Annotated in this window: 14 protein-coding genes and 1 pseudogene; 8 read left to right on the top strand and 7 right to left on the bottom strand. The window is 70.1% G+C overall.

All coding sequences use genetic code 11. The features are described from left to right. Window positions 1-451: 451 nt before the first annotated feature. The 5 genes and pseudogenes from EDD92_RS51430 to EDD92_RS31475 all read right to left on the bottom strand — a co-directional run. Window positions 452-574 (bottom strand): annotated as a pseudogene (locus EDD92_RS51430) (aminoglycoside phosphotransferase family protein); the annotation flags it as partial. A gap of 279 nt (window positions 575-853) precedes the next feature. Next, window positions 854-1,186, bottom strand: a complete 333-nt coding sequence (locus EDD92_RS31490) for a hypothetical protein (protein WP_123967456.1) — start codon at window positions 1,184-1,186, stop codon at window positions 854-856. Next, on the bottom strand, window positions 1,183-3,048 hold the full coding sequence (locus EDD92_RS31485; protein ID WP_123967455.1) for a polymorphic toxin-type HINT domain-containing protein: 1,866 nt from the start codon (window positions 3,046-3,048) through the stop codon (window positions 1,183-1,185). The genes EDD92_RS31490 and EDD92_RS31485 overlap by 4 nt, the downstream gene beginning before the upstream one ends. A 278-nt stretch (window positions 3,049-3,326) precedes the next feature. Beyond that, entirely contained in the window at window positions 3,327-3,656 is a 330-nt protein-coding gene (locus EDD92_RS31480) for a hypothetical protein (RefSeq protein ID WP_123967454.1), read from the bottom strand. A gap of 99 nt (window positions 3,657-3,755) precedes the next feature. Beyond that, window positions 3,756-4,790, bottom strand: a complete 1,035-nt coding sequence (locus EDD92_RS31475; protein ID WP_123967453.1) for a Ku protein — start codon at window positions 4,788-4,790, stop codon at window positions 3,756-3,758. Between the two features lie 71 nt (window positions 4,791-4,861). On the opposite strand from EDD92_RS31475, the gene ligD reads away from it, so the two are divergent. Continuing rightward, window positions 4,862-5,743 carry a non-homologous end-joining DNA ligase gene (ligD, locus tag EDD92_RS31470; RefSeq protein WP_123967452.1) on the top strand — a complete coding sequence of 294 codons (882 nt, stop codon included), beginning with the start codon at window positions 4,862-4,864 and terminating at the stop codon, window positions 5,741-5,743. Window positions 5,744-5,910: 167 nt separating this feature from the next. After that, window positions 5,911-7,200, top strand: a complete 1,290-nt coding sequence (locus EDD92_RS31465) for a vanadium-dependent haloperoxidase (protein WP_123967451.1) — start codon at window positions 5,911-5,913, stop codon at window positions 7,198-7,200. 69 nt (window positions 7,201-7,269) lie between these two features. On the opposite strand, the gene EDD92_RS31460 is transcribed toward EDD92_RS31465, so the two are convergent. Beyond that, the gene (locus tag EDD92_RS31460) at window positions 7,270-8,073 is read right to left on the bottom strand and encodes a nuclease-related domain-containing protein (protein WP_123967450.1); all 804 of its coding nucleotides are present in this window, start codon (window positions 8,071-8,073) and stop codon (window positions 7,270-7,272) included. 110 nt (window positions 8,074-8,183) lie between these two features. Between EDD92_RS31460 and EDD92_RS31455 the strand changes: the two genes are divergently transcribed. From EDD92_RS31455 to EDD92_RS31430, 6 genes are all read left to right on the top strand, one after another. Next, a complete protein-coding gene (locus EDD92_RS31455; protein WP_123967449.1) occupies window positions 8,184-8,690 on the top strand; it encodes a dual specificity protein phosphatase family protein in 507 nt (168 codons plus the stop codon). A 69-nt stretch (window positions 8,691-8,759) separates the two neighbouring features. Then, the gene (locus EDD92_RS31450) at window positions 8,760-9,503 is read left to right on the top strand and encodes a hypothetical protein (protein ID WP_123967448.1); all 744 of its coding nucleotides are present in this window, start codon (window positions 8,760-8,762) and stop codon (window positions 9,501-9,503) included. Further along, window positions 9,500-10,747, top strand: coding sequence for a HAMP domain-containing sensor histidine kinase (locus EDD92_RS31445; protein ID WP_123967447.1), 1,248 nt, complete (start codon window positions 9,500-9,502; stop codon window positions 10,745-10,747). The genes EDD92_RS31450 and EDD92_RS31445 overlap by 4 nt, the downstream gene beginning before the upstream one ends. A 182-nt stretch (window positions 10,748-10,929) precedes the next feature. Then, complete coding sequence (locus tag EDD92_RS31440; RefSeq protein ID WP_123967446.1) at window positions 10,930-11,319, top strand: SH3 domain-containing protein; 390 nt, start codon at window positions 10,930-10,932, stop codon at window positions 11,317-11,319. A 43-nt stretch (window positions 11,320-11,362) separates the two neighbouring features. Continuing rightward, complete coding sequence (locus EDD92_RS31435) at window positions 11,363-12,742, top strand: FtsW/RodA/SpoVE family cell cycle protein (protein ID WP_185124184.1); 1,380 nt, start codon at window positions 11,363-11,365, stop codon at window positions 12,740-12,742. Then, window positions 12,742-14,217 carry a penicillin-binding transpeptidase domain-containing protein gene (locus EDD92_RS31430; RefSeq protein WP_123967445.1) on the top strand — a complete coding sequence of 492 codons (1,476 nt, stop codon included), beginning with the start codon at window positions 12,742-12,744 and terminating at the stop codon, window positions 14,215-14,217. The genes EDD92_RS31435 and EDD92_RS31430 overlap by 1 nt, the downstream gene beginning before the upstream one ends. Window positions 14,218-14,320: 103 nt before the next feature. On the opposite strand, the gene EDD92_RS31425 is transcribed toward EDD92_RS31430, so the two are convergent. Continuing rightward, window positions 14,321-16,285, bottom strand: coding sequence for a nitrate- and nitrite sensing domain-containing protein (locus tag EDD92_RS31425; protein ID WP_123967444.1), 1,965 nt, complete (start codon window positions 16,283-16,285; stop codon window positions 14,321-14,323). Window positions 16,286-16,411: the final 126 nt, after the last annotated feature.

Here is a 16,411-nt window from a genome sequence, read left to right as displayed (position 1 = left end):
ACTCCGTGGACTATTTGTGGACACGATCTTGAGGCATCGGCCCAGGTCAGCCCCGACAAACGGCAGGCCCTGGAAGGTTGAGAAGCCGGGCAGCAGGCACCACACGGAAAAGGGGCGCCCCGGATGCCATGCCTCAGACTGCTCCCTCGGCGATCACTAGCGTTTGGACCAGGGCTTACACGCGCAATGGCTACGGTCTGCACGTCAGGGGAATTCAGGTGACTGCCAGGGGGTGTGGGGATGTCCGGCGCGACTGTCTCTGTAATCGTTGCAATCGTTGGTGTAGGCGGACACTGGCCTCGTCAGTGATCACTCAAGTCCTCGCCCAGCGAGCGAAGTCGCGGAGGTCGGACCGGGAAGAACGGGTCCGCATCGCGGAACAGCGAGCTTCTGAAGATCAGCGCAAGATCGATCAGCTGCGGAGCTGCTACGTGCAGCTGAGTGCACATGACGGAGCCGCGTCGAACTCGTGCTCTTTGAGGGCGAGGAGATGGGCGAGGAGGGCGTGCGCGATACGCGGCGCTGGGCGTTCCACCATGGCATCGTGGCGGAAGACCGCGCCCGCGTTCACCATGCCGCCGGCCCGGGCCTCGCCCTCTGCCTTCGCGCCATCAAGCCGTTTGTGGGCGGTCTGGAATGAGCCGAGCTCGTAGGGGGAGGTCCCGCCAGGGCGAGTTGGCGCGGCGCTTCCACGCGATGGCATCGAGCGTGCGGCGGTGGTCAGTCCACCGCCGCACGCGAACTGGATCGGCCGGCATCAGCGGCTCGTCCTGCTCCTCAACGCATGAGTGGTCAGTTGATCGATCGGACAGACACGTCCGATCAACTGACCTGCCCATCAAGGAGACACGCGCTAGCGGGACCCCTCGCTGGTGCCGTGTCTGGTGTCGGCGAGCCAGCAGGCACCGCCCTGGGGGCGCCAGTCGAACCCGTCGAGCATGGCGACGACTCGCCGCACCAGAGCCTCGGGGCTCCCGCTCCACGCCTCGAAACCGCTGTGGCCCAGGTCTCCCACGGCCATCAGCCCACCGCTCAGCAACTCGGTGAGTACTTCCACGGCCACGGCCCGGAAGTCGCGGCCGGACTGTTCGGCGGTCTCCTGTGCGAGCCCGATCAGGCGGTCGATGGGCACCCAGTCGTCCTGCCCTTCCTCCAGCAGCTCGCCGATGATGAACTCCATGCTCATGACGGCAGGTGCACCTTCTTTCCCTTGCCTGTGACGGGGAAGATATCGATGGTCTCGCCACCCGAGGCGGATGACGCACGCCACTGGATGATCGTGCCGTCGGGGAGCTGGTACACATCCGGGATCTTCGGTCCGCGGGCGGGCAGCCGCTTGGCGTCCTTGGTCCACCGCTCGAAGGTCTTGCGGAGCTCCGCGGCGGTCGAGATCTCCTTCACATGACTCTGCTTGCCGTTGGGGAGAGCGTCGAACTCGGCCTTCCACTTGCCGCAGCCGTTGGTGTTGTGAACCAGCAGCGGTGTGCTGCCGGCCAAGACGTAGAAGGTGTGCAGATCATCGACGGAGAGGTTGCGGACCTTCTGGTCGGAAGCGGTCCAGGCCCTCACCGCGCCGACCTGCACCCGGGTACCCGCGCTGGTCCGGAGCCAGGCTCCCGGTCGCAGCTGGTCCGCCGTCGCCCAGGCTCCGAGGTCGTCCACCCAGAACGGGTGCTCGTCCGTGGCCGTGACCGTGGCGGGCCCTTGGTCGGTCTGCACGGTGACGTCGACGAGGTTCTTCTCGCCCTGACCGGTGATCAGATCCGTGACCGGCTCGGGCTGCCGGCGGCCGGTGTCGGGATCGGCGGCCAGGACGCGATCCCCTTCCTGGACCTGTTCGATGGGCACCTGGGAGCCGTCCGCCATCAGCACCCTGGTGCCGTCGGGGAAGCTGTTGCAGGTGACGACCTGTTCACCCTTGCGGGCCTTGCGTATCTCGTCCGCCGTGAGCAGTCGGTCGCCGGTCCGCAGCCAGCTCAGCACGGACACGCCGCCGAGCAGGCGTTCTTCGGTGGTCAGCTGCTGTCCGGTGGCCAGGTCCTTGCCGACGAGCGCCTCGACTACGCCCTTGCCGTCGCCGACCCCGGGCAGCAGGTCCAGCAGCAGTGACATCCTCCGCTGCTGCTCGGCGTCGTCCAGGAGGGACTTTCCGGAGGCCCAGGTTTCCCCGAGGCCGGAGAAGTCGAAGTCGAGCCCCGACATGTCGCGGAGTTTCTCCGCGCCCTTCTTGATGCCGGGTACGTGCTTGTTCGCCTCGTCGACTCCCTTGTTGGCCTGGCGGATTCCCTCGTTGAGCTCCTTCATGCCCCTGTTGGCCTTGTCGATGCCCTTGTTGGCCTCGGCCAGGCCCTTGTTGACATCGCGGACACCCGAGTTCATCGTGTCCAGGCCGCGGTTCATCTTGGCGAAACCCGCGTTGATCTGGTCCAGCGTCTCGTTGAGCTCGTTCAGCTCCTTCTCGAAGTCGAAGACCGGCTTCGCCTCCGGGTACTTCTTCTGCTCGGGGAAGTACTCGCCCAGCGCGACGGTCAGGAAAGTGAGGGCGAGCAGGGAGTCGTTCTGGTCCCCGAGCAGGGAGTCCGCCTTGGCCAGGTTCTCCCCGAGCTTGTCCAGGTGCGGCCGGGCGCTCTTGAAGGTCTGGACGGCCTTTTCCAGAAGCTTCAGCTGCTCCGCGGGATCCGGCGACTTGCTGGGATCCACGAGATCCAGCGGCTTGAGGGCTTCGATGCCCTTGATGTTCTTGTCGAGGTCCTTGAAGCTCGCTCCGTGGTCCTTCATGGCGTCCTGCGCGGTGTAGAGGAACACCCCTACACCGACGCCCAGCGCGATGGCCTTGCCCGCGAACTGCTTCAGGCATGCCGGCCGTTCAAGCAGTGGCAGACGGTCGCAGTTCGCGTACTGGGCCACCTTGCGGACGATCTCCGCGAGCCTTTCCACTCGACCCTGCTCCGTGGCCTGGGCACTGGCCGCGGAACCCACGCAGCCCGTGAAGGCGACGGCCAGGGCGACGAAGAACGCCGCGATTCTTGATCTGAAATTGTTGTGCATGCATTCCTTGACCGGCGCGCGCGAATATCGGTCGGCGCATCGGCTTTAATTCCCCGTGCCGGAAAGGCAACTTAGCTACTGACCGGTAGTCAGATGGTCGTGAGCACTATAACAGGGACGGAAATGCTCACCGCGGCCGGCGCAAGAGTTGCGCTCGGGCAGCGATGAGCGCGCGGACCGGAGAGGGCGGACGGCTCTGCCGGGATTGGGTGACCTTCCTGCCAGACGCATGCGCGAACGGCCATCTATGCTCGAAGCCGCCAGGGCGTCGTGCAGTGTCAATCCGCGGTTGTGATAGTGCGGGCCAGCTCGGGACAGGCCTCCTCCCATACAGCGCGAATGTGACGGCTGATCAGCCTGCGCAGGACGGCCCACTGCTCGATCAGCACGTCTGAGCCCTCGGCGGGCTCGATCTCTACGTTGCACCAGCTCGCCTCTACCTCGTAGGCGTCCCAGGAGGACGACCTCGCCCTCCAGCCGGCCCGCACAAAGCGCTCGGCAACACACGAGGCATCCCGGCAACCGCGCACGATGCCGCATACGTTGTTGTCCGCCTCGGTCCACTCCTGATCAAGCTTTGGGCCGTCGTCGGATACGTCCACGTCCACGCTCGGGGTATGAAGCATCACGCATTGCAGGTGCGCCTCTAGTCGGACTCGCGCAGCAGCTCTCGACCTTGCGATCACAAATAGATCCGTCGGGCGGTGTCAGGCCGTGCGTTTGCGGGATGTCGTCTTCTTTGCGGTGGTCTTCTTGGCGGCGGTCGTCGTTTTTGCTGTGGTCGTTTTCGCCGCCGTCTTCTTCGCACCCTGCGTCGATTTCGCCGTCGACTTCTTTGCTGAGGCCGACGCCGTCGTCTTCTTCGCGGTTGTCTTCTTGGCCGTGGACGTCGACTTCTTTCCGCTGGGCTGCTTCGGGGCCGTTCGACGGGGCGGGAGGCGTCTGACCTCTGCCGGCTCCTCCTCGCCGCGCGACTCCTTGGCGGCCTTCACGCTCTTTTCCAGTGCTGCCATGAGGTCCAGGACCTTGCCGCCCTTCGCCGGTTCCGGGGCCTCCGGTGGTGCCTCGCCGGCCGCCTTTGCCGCCACGACCTCCTCGAGCGCCTCGCGGTACTCGTCGTGGAGTTCGTCGAGCTCGATGCCGCCCAGGGTGTCCATCAGGGCGTCCGCCAGGTCGAGTTCCTTGTCGTTGATGCTGACCTTTGCGTCGGGGGCCACGCCCTCGGGGGCGCGGACCTCGTCCGGCCACAGGAGGCCGTGCATGGCGATGGCGTCCTCCACCACCCGCAGCATGCCCAGCCGTTCCCTGCCACGCAGGGCGTACTTGGCGATCGCCACCTTGTTGCTGCGTTTGAGGGCCTCGCGCAGGAGGGTGTACGGCTTGGCGGCCGGGGCGCCGCCCGCGGCGAGGTAGTACGCCGCGTCCATCTGGAGGGGGTCGATGCTGTCCGCCGGAACGAAGGCCACGATCTCGATCGTCTTCGCCGTGGGGAGCGGCAGATGGGCCAGGTCCTCGTCCGTGATCGGGATGATCGTGCCGTCCGCGTCCTCGTAACCCTTGCCGATCTCCGACCCGCTCACCTCCTTGTCCTCCAGTTCGCAGACCTTTCGGTAGCGGATGCGGCCGCCGTCCTCCACATGGATCTGGCGGAAGGAGATCGAGTGGCTCTCGGTGGCGTTCACCAGCTTGATCGGGATGCTGACCAGGCCGAACGAGATGGCGCCGTTCCATATGGATCGCACGTGCAGCACCCTTTCGGTCGGTTTGCGCCATTTACGCAGCTCTCTTGTGGTTTGCGTGACATTCTCATCGTATGACGCCGATCACAGAGGTGGAGGGGAGACGGCTCGCGCTCAGCAACCTGGAGAAGGTGCTGTATCCCGGGAGCGGGTTCACGAAGGGGGAGGTGCTGCACTACTACGCGACCACCGCCGAACACCTTCTCCCTCACCTGCGCGATCGGCCCGTCTCCTTTCTGCGGTATCCCGACGGGCCCGGCGGTCAGGTGTTCTTCGCCAAGAACGTTCCGCCGGGTACGCCCGACTGGGTCACGACAGCAGACGTGCCCCGTTCGGAGGGGCCCGCGCGGATGGTCCTGCTGCAGGATCTGGCCAGCCTCATGTGGGCCGCCAACCTCGTCACCGAGTTCCATACGCCGCAGTGGGTCGTCCAGGACCCGGGCGTCGCCGACCGGATCGTCTTCGATCTCGATCCCGGCGCACCCGCCTCCGTCGTCGACTGCTGCGAGGTCGCCCTCTGGCTGCGGGACCGGCTCGCCGCCGACGGTGTCGACGCCTTCGCCAAGACCTCCGGGTCCAAGGGGCTGCACCTGCTCGCCGCCGTACGGCCGACCCCGTCCGAGCAGGTGAGCGAGTACGCCAAGCAGCTCGCGGTCGAGGCCGAGCGGGCCATGCCCCGGCTCGCCCTGCACCGGATGACCCGGAGCCTCAGGCCCGGGAAGATCTTCGTCGACTGGAGCCAGAACGCCGCCCGGAAGACCACCGCCACCCCCTACACACTGCGCGCCCGGCCCGAGCCCACTGTCTCCGCGCCCGTCACCTGGAGCGAGATCGAGGAGTGCGGGGCGCCCGCGCAGCTCACCTTCCGCGCGCCCGACATCGCGCCCCGCCTCCAGGACTACGGCGATCTGCTCGCCCCGCTGCTGGACCCGGAGGGTGCCGCGCCACTGCCCTGAACCCGCCACCCGGCACCGCAAACCCACGTAAACCGCTCAAACGGGTGCACCATGCACGCCGTTCGCTGGGCACCTCATGACCGGGGACTCCAACACGCACGGCAACACGCATCGCAACACGCGCAGCACCACACACCGCGAGCCACGCTTCAGCACCAAGGAGCAGCATGGAAGCACGACCGCCCTCCCGCACCCGTCGCACCCTGCTCGTCGGCCTCACCGCCCTCGGCCTCGGTGCCCTCCCCCGGGTCGCCGCCGCGAGCCCGCGGGACGGATCGCGCGCCGCCGCCGACGCGGGCGTCATCGCCGACTGGAACAAGACCGCCGTCGACGTCGTCGCCGGTGACGCGCAGCGCCCGTCCGCCGAGCCGTTCCTCTGGTACGGCTTCGTCCATGCCGCCGTGTACAACGCGGTCGTCGGGATCGAGGGGCGGTACGCCGGGTACAAGTGGGACGTGCGGGGGCCGCGTCACGCCTCCTCCGAAGCTGCCGCCGCGGCTGCCGCCCACCGCATTCTGCTCACGTACTTCCCGGCCTCACAGGCCCGCATCGACGCCGCCTATTCCGCCTCCCTCGCCAAGATCCCCGCCGGGCCCGCCGCGGACCAGGGTGTCCGGTTCGGCGAACGCGCTGCCGACCGCATCATCCGGCTCCGGCAGGACGACGGTCGCAACGCCGACGTGCCCTTCGACCCGGCGCCCGCCCCCGGCGTCTGGCGCCCCGCCCCGCCCGGCTACAGCCCCGCCGTCGACGCGTGGCTCGGCAAGGTGCGGCCCATGACCTTCGACTCGCCGGACAGGTTCATGCCGGGGCCGCCGCCCGCGCTGACCTCGCAGCGGTACGCCCGGGACGTTGCCGAGACGAAGGCCGTGGGCGGGAAGAACAGCGCGGCACGGAGTGCCTACGGCACCGAGACCGCGCTCTTCTTCTCCGATCCGCTTCCGCAGCAGTTGCAGGCCGGCTACCGCGATCATGCGGCGCGCCACCGGCTGGACATCGTCGAGGCGGCCCGGTTCTTCGCCGCCCTCAACACCGCCGCCGCCGACGCGACGATCACCACCTGGAACGCCAAGTTCACGTACGCCTTCTGGCGGCCGATCCATGCCATCCGGCTCGCCGACACCGACGGCAACCCCGCCACCGTGGCCGACCCGTCCTGGGAGCCACTGCTGCGCACGCCGCCGTACCCGGAGTACATCGGCGGGCACTGCACCAACGACGGCGCCGTCATGGCCGTACTGGACGGGCTGACCGGTGGCGACATCGACCTGCGGCTGTATTCGGCCGTCACGGACACCAGCCGTACGTACACCCGGTCCGCCGACTTCAACCGTGACGTGATCAACGCCCGCATCTGGAGCGGGATCCACTTCCGTACCGCCGATGTGGTGGGGAACCTGATCGGGCGGGACATCGGCCGCTGGACGCTCGCGCACCACTTCCGGCCCCTGCGGTGACACTGTCGCCAGGGGACGGCCACCTCTGCCGACCGCACCACACAGCGGCTCAACCGCGGACGGGAACCCTCACACCCGCGTCCACGTCCCCCTGTCCCGCGCCATCGCGTGCAACGCCTCCACGTCCGCCGGCTTGAGGACGCCGCCGAGGCGGGCCAGGCCCTCCAGTTCCGTGTCCTTCAGGACGCGGACCTCGCGGAGGGGGGCCGGGATCGTGACCTCCGCGGGCTCCACGAGGGCCAGGACCGGGTGGACCTCGGCCGTCAGCGCGTACGACGCCCGGTCGGCGTCCGCGCGGACGCGGCGCAGCAGGGGGTGGGGTTCGCGGCGGCCCAGGGTGACCATGGGGTCGGCGACCGTCACCTTCTGCTTTCGGGCGTACACCGTGTGGACGGCGAACAGGCCGCCCGGGCCGATCGCCAGGTGGTGGATGCGGTCGCCGCCGGGCAGCGGGATCGAGTGCAGGGCGTGCCAGCCCGCGCCGTCGAGGCGGTCCAGGGCCTCGCCGACCGTCTGTTCCGCGGCGAGCGCCCGGCGGCGGGGGTCCGGACGCAGCCGGTGCGGCGATCCGGGTTCCCGGTCCAGGGCGACCAGCAGCGCCTCGCCGGGGCGGTTGGGCGCCAGGTCGTCGTCGGGATGGAGGGAGAGCCGGGCCAGCTCGGCCGGAGTCGGGACCGGCGGCGGGCCGACGGTCACCGGGCCGGTGAGGAAGGGGCCCAGAGCCTGCAGCACGCCCTCCCTCTCGTCCTCACTGAGCAGGTTGACCCTGGCGGCCTCCCTGTCGTACCAGGCGACGTTCCGCCCGTCCGTGAGGCATACGTAGAGCCGCTCCTGGCCGTGCCGCCAGGACGGTACGACACGCAGTCCGGTCATGCACCATCACCCCTTGACCATGGGAACAGGCGGGGTGCTCCCCGGGCAAGAACCCGGTTACCTTTGAAGAGGAGTTGGGCTCCACGGAAGCGGCGCTTGGGGAGGCGTGATTGCGTACCCGCAGGAAGCAGCCCGACGTACCGGCTCCGGACAGTCCATGGAGTGAGATAGTGCCCGGACTGTGGATGGGCGGGCACGAGTTCAGAGGTCACACCGGGCAACTGGAGTTCGCTGTCGTGCGGGGCGAGTTCGATCTCGTACAGACCCTGCTGAGACTGCCGGGGCACGGGCCCGACCCCGGTGTGGAGCACCATGTGTGGGCGATACCGGACGGGCCGCTGGACGGCACCCAGCTCGCGGGTGTGATGCGTCTGGCGCAGGCCGCGGGCGAGGCACTGGACGAGGGCCGCAAGGTCCTCGTCCGCTGTTACCACGGGTACAACCGCTCGGGGCTGGTCGTCGCGCACGCCCTGGTCCGCCGGGGGCACGCCACCGAGGAGGCGATACGGCTGATACGGTCCCGCCGCTCGCCCTGGGCGCTGCACAACGAGCTGTTCGTGGACTATCTGCGGGCCGGGCTGTCCACGGCCCGGCTGCTGGAGGAGCTGGCCGAGTAGCGAGGTAATCGTTTCGCCGGACGAATAGGGTGTACCGGGTCACCGATCGTTCTCAGCCACAGGAGTACAGTGCTCCGCACTCGCGCCGCATGCACCGCCCTCGCCACTGCAGTCCTCGCCCTGCTGGCGGCGGGCTGCGGTGACGCGGGCGGGCTGCAGGGCGCCGGGGCGACCCCGACCGCGACCAGCCCGGCCAAGCTGTGGCCGACTCTGAGCCCCGCGGCCAGCCCTGCCTGGAACTACGACAACGGCGAGTCCGAGGCCATGAAGGGGATCACCGCTCCGGGCGACGACATCCGCAAGGTGGATCCGGTGGCCGTCGTCAGGGCCGAGATGTCCCAGCATCCGGACGACTACTCCGGCTCCAAGGCGCCGTACCGCGAGACGGCCCGCCGTATGGCGTACTGCGGCAAGCAGCCGGCGAACCCGAAGTGTCCGCTGCTCAAGCCGTACTACCAGGACATCACGGGCGACGGGCGCGCCGACCTGACGCTGGGCTTCCGGCTGCTGCCCGGCAACCAGACGGCCGTGCGCGTGTACACCGTGGAGGCGGGCCGGGTGGTCCAGGTGATGTCCAACAACGACGCGGTGAGCGGCGTCGAGCTGGCCGGGCGTTCCGTGATCATCCACGCGCCGTCCGATCTCGCCGACTACGAGTACCGCTTCCAGTGGACCTGGGACCCGGACCAGCGCGTGATGCTGCTCACCCACGACGAGATGCTGCACATCGGCAAACGCGAGCGCCTGACGAGCCCCAACGCAACGCCGTCCGCATCGCCCTCCGTCTCCCCGTCCCCCTCGGCGACCCCATGACGAGGCTCGCGCTCCCCCAGTGGGCCGGCACGCTCGCCCTGAAGGCCGCCGTCTTCATCGCCGTGATGTGCTGTGCGCTCGCCGCGCTGCTCGGCGTGCTCGTGCACGTCTCGGTGACGAACCAGACCGTCGGCCAGGCCCGCGACCTCGCACTGTCGCGCCTGACGGACGCGACGAAGGCGTACAAGGCCGGGGACTCCCTGCTGCCGGGCGCGGGCGTCGACCCTCCGGGGCTGCCGACGGCACTGCGGAGGCTGGCGGTGGACGGGGACCGCGGCACGATGGTCTCCGAGCACCACGGGCATCCCACGATGTGGGCGGCGGGTCCCGCGGACCGGAACAGGGCGCTCGCCGTCGAGGTCGACTACTCGCAGCAGTCCCGCACGATCGCCGGGCTCGACCGGGCGATCCTGTGGTCCTCGGGCCTGGCGATCACGGTGACGCTGCTGGTGGGCGCGTTCGCGGTGACCCGGGTGACGCGGCGGCTGCACGCCACGGCGCAGGTGGCCCGGCGGATCAGCGGAGGCGACCTGGACGCGCGCGTCGACGACCCGCGTACGAAGGATCCGACGCACCCCCAGGACGAGGTGGCCGCCGTCGCCGCCGCGCTGGACTCCATGGCGGCCTCGCTGCAGGGCAAGCTGCTGAGCGAGCAGCGGTTCACCGCGGACGTGGCGCACGAGCTGCGCACCCCCCTGACCGGGCTGCACGCGGCGGCCGAGCTGCTGCCGCCGAGCCGGCCGACGGAACTGGTGCGGGACCGGGTGGCCGCGCTGCGCACGCTCACCGAGGACCTGCTGGAGATCTCCCGGCTGGACACCGGGCGGGAGCGGCTGGAGCTGGACGCGGAGGAACTGGGTGCGCTGGCGACGCGCGTGGTGCGGGCGTCGGGGACCGACACGGAGGTCGTCGTCCTGCGGGACGCCCGCGTGGAGACGGACCGGCGGCGACTGGAGCGGGTGCTGGGGAATCTGGTCGCCAATGCGCACAAGCACGGGCGGGCGCCGGTGTCCCTGACAGTGGACGGGGCGGTCGTGACCGTGCGGGATCACGGGGACGGGTACCCGGGCTATCTCCTTGAGCATGGGCCGCAGCGGTTCCGCACAGAGGGCGGTGCCAAGGGGCACGGGCTGGGGTTGACCATTGCGGTCGGGCAGGCGGAGGTCTTGGGGGCGCGGCTGGAGTTCGCCAATGCGGTGGACGGTGGGGCGGTTGCGATTCTGACGCTTGGTTCGGGGGACTGAAAGCTCGGGGCTGCGGCTCGTTGGTTGTACGCGGGCCGGTGGGGGCTTGTCGCGCAGTTCCCCGCGCCCCTTCAAGGGCGCTCCTATGGACCAGCGTGACAGGCGCAGCCCGGCCCCTCCTCCTAATGTGGCTGGCATGTGGCGAATAGTCAGCTTCGCCCCCGTTCATGGAGGTATCCCCCATGTCCCTGCGCTCCACCCTCATACGCCTGGCCACCGCCACCGCCGCCTGTGCTCTCGTCAGCTCTGCGGCCGTCTCCCCCGCCCTCGCGGACGACGAATGGGGCGACGGTGGCGGGGACCCCGGCTTCGGTCAGGGGGACGACCACCACCACGACCGGCTCGCGCAGGGCGTCGTCACCGCGGGCACGCTGTTTCTGCGCAGTGCGCCGAACCGAGGCAGCCAGGTGATCCGGGTGGCCCACCGGGGCGATGTGGTCTCGATCTTCTGCAAGACCCCGGGCCAGAGCGTCGACGGCAACAACCTCTGGTACCTCCTCCCGGACGGCACCTGGGCGTGGGGCGCGGCCCGCTTCATCGACGTCACCGGTCGCGAACCGCGCTGGTGCTGAGGCACTGAGATCACAAGACCGACTATTTGGGTAGGTTCCGGACATGACCAACGCCGGACCCACCGTGGCACAGGCGGAAACCCCGGACACCCTCGCTCCCGTGACCCGCCTGCCCCGGCGCCGTGGCATCGAACTCGCCCTCATCGTCGTCGCCGTACTGCTCTGCGTGTACGGTTACTGCGCCGTGGGCCTCGCCAGGAACGGCACCGTCCCGCCCGGCGCCGCCGGTTACGGCGCCGGGCTCGGCGTGCTCGCGCTGCTCGCCCACTGCGCGGTGCGGCTGCGGGCGCCGTACGCCGACCCGCTGCTGCTGCCGATCGGCGTGCTGCTCAACGGCATCGGTCTGGTGCTCATCCACCGGCTCGACCTGGAAACCCCCCACGACCGTGCCGCTCCCGCCCAACTCGTGTGGTCCACGCTGGGCGTGAGCCTGTTCATCGTGCTCGTGCTGATGCTCCGGGACTACCGGGTGCTCCAGCGGTACGCGTACGTCTGGGTCGTCGCCGCGCTCTTCCTGCTTGCGCTCCCGATCCTCTTCCCGGCCGTGAACGGCGCCCGCATCTGGGTGCGGATCGCCGGATTCTCCATCCAGCCGGGCGAGTTCGCGAAAGTGCTGCTGGCGGTGTTCTTCGCCGCGTATCTGGCGGCCAACCGCAGCGCACTCGCGTACACCGGGCGTCAGGTCTGGCGGTTCCGGAGGGTCCAGCTGCCCACGGGCCGGGTGCTCGGTCCGATCCTCGCCATCTGGCTGCTGAGCGTGGGCGTGCTGGTGCTGGAGCGCGACCTCGGCACCTCGCTGCTGTTCTTCGGCCTGTTCGTGGTTCTGCTGTACGTCGCCACCGGCCGCACCGGCTGGATCGCCGTCGGACTGCTGCTGGCCGCCGCGGGCGCGGTGGCCGTCGGCTGGCTGGAACCGCATGTGAACAGCCGGGTCCAGGACTGGCTGCACCCCTTCGCGACGATCGAGGCGGGGCAGGGCCCCAATCAGGTCGCGCAGTCCCTGTTCGCCTTCGCGGCGGGCGGCGTCCTCGGCACCGGCCTGGGCCTCGGCCATGCGATCCTCATCGGCTTCGCGACGAAGTCCGACTTCATTCTCGCGACGGCCGGGGAGGAACTGGGCCTGGCGGGCCTGTCCGCGCTCTTCATCCTCTACGGCCTCCTCGTGGAGCGCGGCTACCGGGCCGGCCTCGCCCTGCGCGACCCCTTCGGCCGGCTGCTGGCGGTCGGGCTGGCCTCGATCGTGGCGCTGCAGGTGTTCGTGATCGCGGGCGGTGTGACCGGGCTGATCCCGCTGACCGGCATGGCGATGCCGTTCCTCGCGCAGGGCGGTTCGTCGCTGGTCACCAACTGGGCGATCGTGGCGCTGCTGATCCGGGTGAGCCATTCGGCACGGCGTCAGTACAACGGGGAGGTGGCGCCCTGATGGCGAAGCACATCCGGCACGCCGCGTTCTTCTGCGCCCTCCTCCTCGTCGCGCTCCTCGTCAACGCCGTCCGCATCCAGATCTTCAGCGCCAGGTCATTCGACGACAATCCCGCCAACCGCCGTGCCACCATCGCCCGTTACGAGCGGCCGCGCGGCAACATCCTGGTCGGCGGAGAGAGCGTCACCGGCTCCCGGGACTCCGGCGAGCAGCTCCGCTACGAACGGACGTACACGGACGGCCCGTTGTACGCGCCCGTCACCGGCTTCGCCTCGCAGGTGTACGGCACCACGCTGCTGGAGCACACCGGGGACTCCGTGCTGTCCGGCACCGACCCGATGCTCTCACCGTTCCCCCTGGTGGGTGACCTCACGCGCGCCCAGGGCCGGGGCGGCAACGTCGTGACGACCCTCAACCGGGCGGCGCAGCAGGCGGCGTACGAGGGCCTCGACGGGCGCAGGGGTGCGGTGGCGGCGATCGAGCCGGCGACGGGGCGGGTGCTGGCGCTGGTGTCGAGTCCGTCGTACGACCCGGCCGTGCTGTCGGGGAACGCCGCGGCTACGGAGCGGTCCTGGACCCGGCTGAACGAGGATCCGGACAAGCCGATGCTCAACCGGGCGGTGCGGCAGACGTATCCGCCGGGTTCGACGTTCAAGGTGGTCACCGCGGCGGCCGCGCTGGACTCCGGTGTCGTCCTGGACATCGACCGGCCGACCGATTCGCCGGACCCGTACCGGCTGCCGGGTACCACGACCATGCTGATGAACGAGGGCGACGGCTGCGAGGACGCCCCGCTGCGGGAGGCCTTCGCGTGGTCCTGCAACACGGTGTTCGCGAAGCTCGGTGTGGATGTGGGGGTGAAGCGCATGGGGGCCGCGGCGAAGGCCTTCGGCTTCAACGACGCCCGGCTGCGGATCCCCTTCTCCGTGGCGCCGAGCACCTTCGACACCTCCGTCGACCGGGCGCAGCTCGCGCTGTCGTCGATCGGGCAGTACAACACGCGGGCCACGCCGTTGCAGATGGCGATGGTGGCGGCGGCCGTGGCGAACGCCGGGCAGGTGCGCGCGCCGTATCTGGTGGAGCGGACGACCACGGGCAACGGCGCCACGATGACCACGGCGGGCTCGCGCCCGGTGCGCCAGGCCATGCGCCCGGAGACCGCCGACGTCATGAAGCAGCTGATGGAGGACGTCGTGACGGACGGCACCGGCACGAACGCCGCGATCCTGGGCGCGATCGTCGGCGGCAAGACCGGCACCGCCCAGCACGGGCTCGGCAATGCCGGTATGCCGTACGCCTGGTTCGTGTCCTGGGCGCAGAGCGAACGCGAGGTGGTGCCGAAGGTCGCGGTGGCCGTGGTGGTGGAGGACGCGTCGGCGGAGCGGGAGGACATCACCGGGGGCGGTGTGGCCGCGCCGATCGCCCGCGACGTGATGCAGGCGGTACTGAACTCCTCACCGGACACCGGAAGTTGACGTCCGTCCCGGCAAGCTCCGACCACATGGCGGCCGGGAAACGGCCGGGGCGACGAGGAGCACGCCGATCACCCGAACCGGCACACCCATCGTGCTGAACCCCTCACCCGACAACAGCAGTTGACGGCTGCTCCTGCACCAGCTTGGCCGGCAGGGCGACGTATGCGGTGACGCCCGTGCCCTGGGTGGGGCGCAGTTCGACGTGGGCGCCCAGGCGGGCCGCGAGGGCGCCGACGACATGGTGGCCGAGGAAGCGGGTGGGGGCCGCGAGCAGGGCGCCGCCCCGGCCGGTGAGCAGGGAGTTGGCCTGCGCCATCCTTTCCCGTGTCATGCCGATCCCCCGGTCGACGACGGCGAGGCAGTACTCGGTGCCGTCCCGCCAGCCGTAGATCTCGACCGGCTGCTTGGGCGGGCTGAACATCAGGGCGTTCTCCACCAACTCGGCGAGCAGATGGGAGAGTTCGGCGACGGCGTGACCGCGGATGCGGCCCTGTTCGAGGTCGACGGCGGTGACCCGCTGGTACTGCTCGACCTCCGCGACGGCCGACCGCACCACGTCGGCGACGGCGATCGTGCCGGACCAGGAACGGGCCGGGGACTCCTCGCCGGCCAGCACGAGCAGCGACTCGGCGTTGCGGCGCATGCGGGTGGCGAGGTGGTCGAGCTCGAACAGCTCCCCGAGGGCGTCCGGGTCGAGTTCCTGGCTCTCCAGGGTGGTGATCAGGCCGAGCTGGCGGTTGAGGAGGGTCTGGTTGCGGCGGCCGAGGCTGGCCAGGGACTCGGTGCTGTTGCGTCGTAGCACGGCCTGTTCGGCGGCGAGGTCGACGGCGGTGCGCTCCACGTTGCGCAGCGCGGCGGCGAGGCGGGTGATCTCCCGAGCGCTGCCCGGGAGCCCGGCGCTGCCTTCCTGCGCGGGCGGCGGGGTGTCCGGGTCGGCCTGCTGGATGCGCCGGACCGCTTCGGGCAGCCGGTGCCCGGCGACGGCGTCCGCCTCGTCGGCGAGGGCTCCGAGGGGGCGGGTGATCGAGCGGGCCGAGACCACGGCGAGGGCGGTGGCCACGGCGAGGATCAGCGCGCCGAGGGCGAGGTAGCCGACGAGTTCCCGGGTGGCGGAGTCGCCGGTGTCCGCCGCCTGCGCCCGTACGTCGTCGCCCACCTGCTTCTGCACGCGGTGCAGGTCGTCGACGAGGGTGGTCATGTCGGCCCACCAGCGGGCGGGGGCGACGTCGAGCCTGGACCCGTCGGCGCCGGACTCCGCCTGCTTCTCGTACCCGGAGACCCGGTGGGCGGCGGCGGTCGCGAAGGCCTTGTCGAGCGCGGACTCCTGTGCCCCGCCCGCGAGTTGGCGGAACTGGCCGAGGGCGGCGACGCGGGTGGCGCGGATCTCGGTGAAGTCGAGGTACTCGCCGGAACGGAAGTGCTTCGCCGCGAACACGCCGTTCAGGGAGCCGCGTTCGAGGGCGACGGCCTCGGTGGCCCGGGCGAGCGCCTGGAGCGCCTGCACCCCCTGGGCGATCCGGCCGTCACCGCCCGGCGCCCCGGCGGACTCGGCGTCGATGAGGGCGGTGACGGCTTTGGTGTAGGTGTTCAGGGTGGCGGTGCGGTCGGCGGTGCCGGCGTCCACGCCGGTACGGGTGGAGGTGAGCGCGGCGAGGGGAAGCTCGGCGGCGTCGAGGGCGGTGACGGCGGCGCGGGGCAGGTCGCCGCGCTCGTCGTCGAGGGCCGCCGTCAGCTTCTCCTCCGCCGCGTCGGTCCGCTCCCGCTGCTTGCGTACGTCGTCCCGGTACTCCTCGGCGCCGCCCAGCAGCCCGTTGGTGAGGCCGCGTTCACGCTGCACCTCCCGTACGACGTCCTGCACGCGCAGCAGGACGCCGACGTGCGCCTCGGTCGCCCGTGCGGCGGACCAGTCGGAGGCCCGGCCGGCCACGCCCAGCCCGGTCAGGGCGAGCAGGAGGCAGGTCGGGACGGCCAGGACGATGGCCATGCGGCCGCGGATGGAGTTCCAGCCGGGCAGCGCGGGCAGGCGGAACCAGGCAGGTCGGAGGGTGGTCGATACGTTCCCCGTCATGCTCGCCGAGACTACGGACGGGCCGGTCAGAGCGCGGTTTCTCCGCCGTAAGGTGCCGGTGCACAGGAGCTCACTCGGACGGTGGGAGGACTGTGAAAGGCGGACATTGCTCACATGCTGAGACGG

Origin of the sequence: Streptomyces sp. TLI_185, from assembly GCF_003814765.1 — a bacterium.
Lineage (GTDB): Bacteria > Actinomycetota > Actinomycetes > Streptomycetales > Streptomycetaceae > Streptomyces.
The sequence above is the reverse complement of the archived record's forward strand: the minus strand, read 5'-3'. Positions and strand labels throughout refer to the sequence as shown.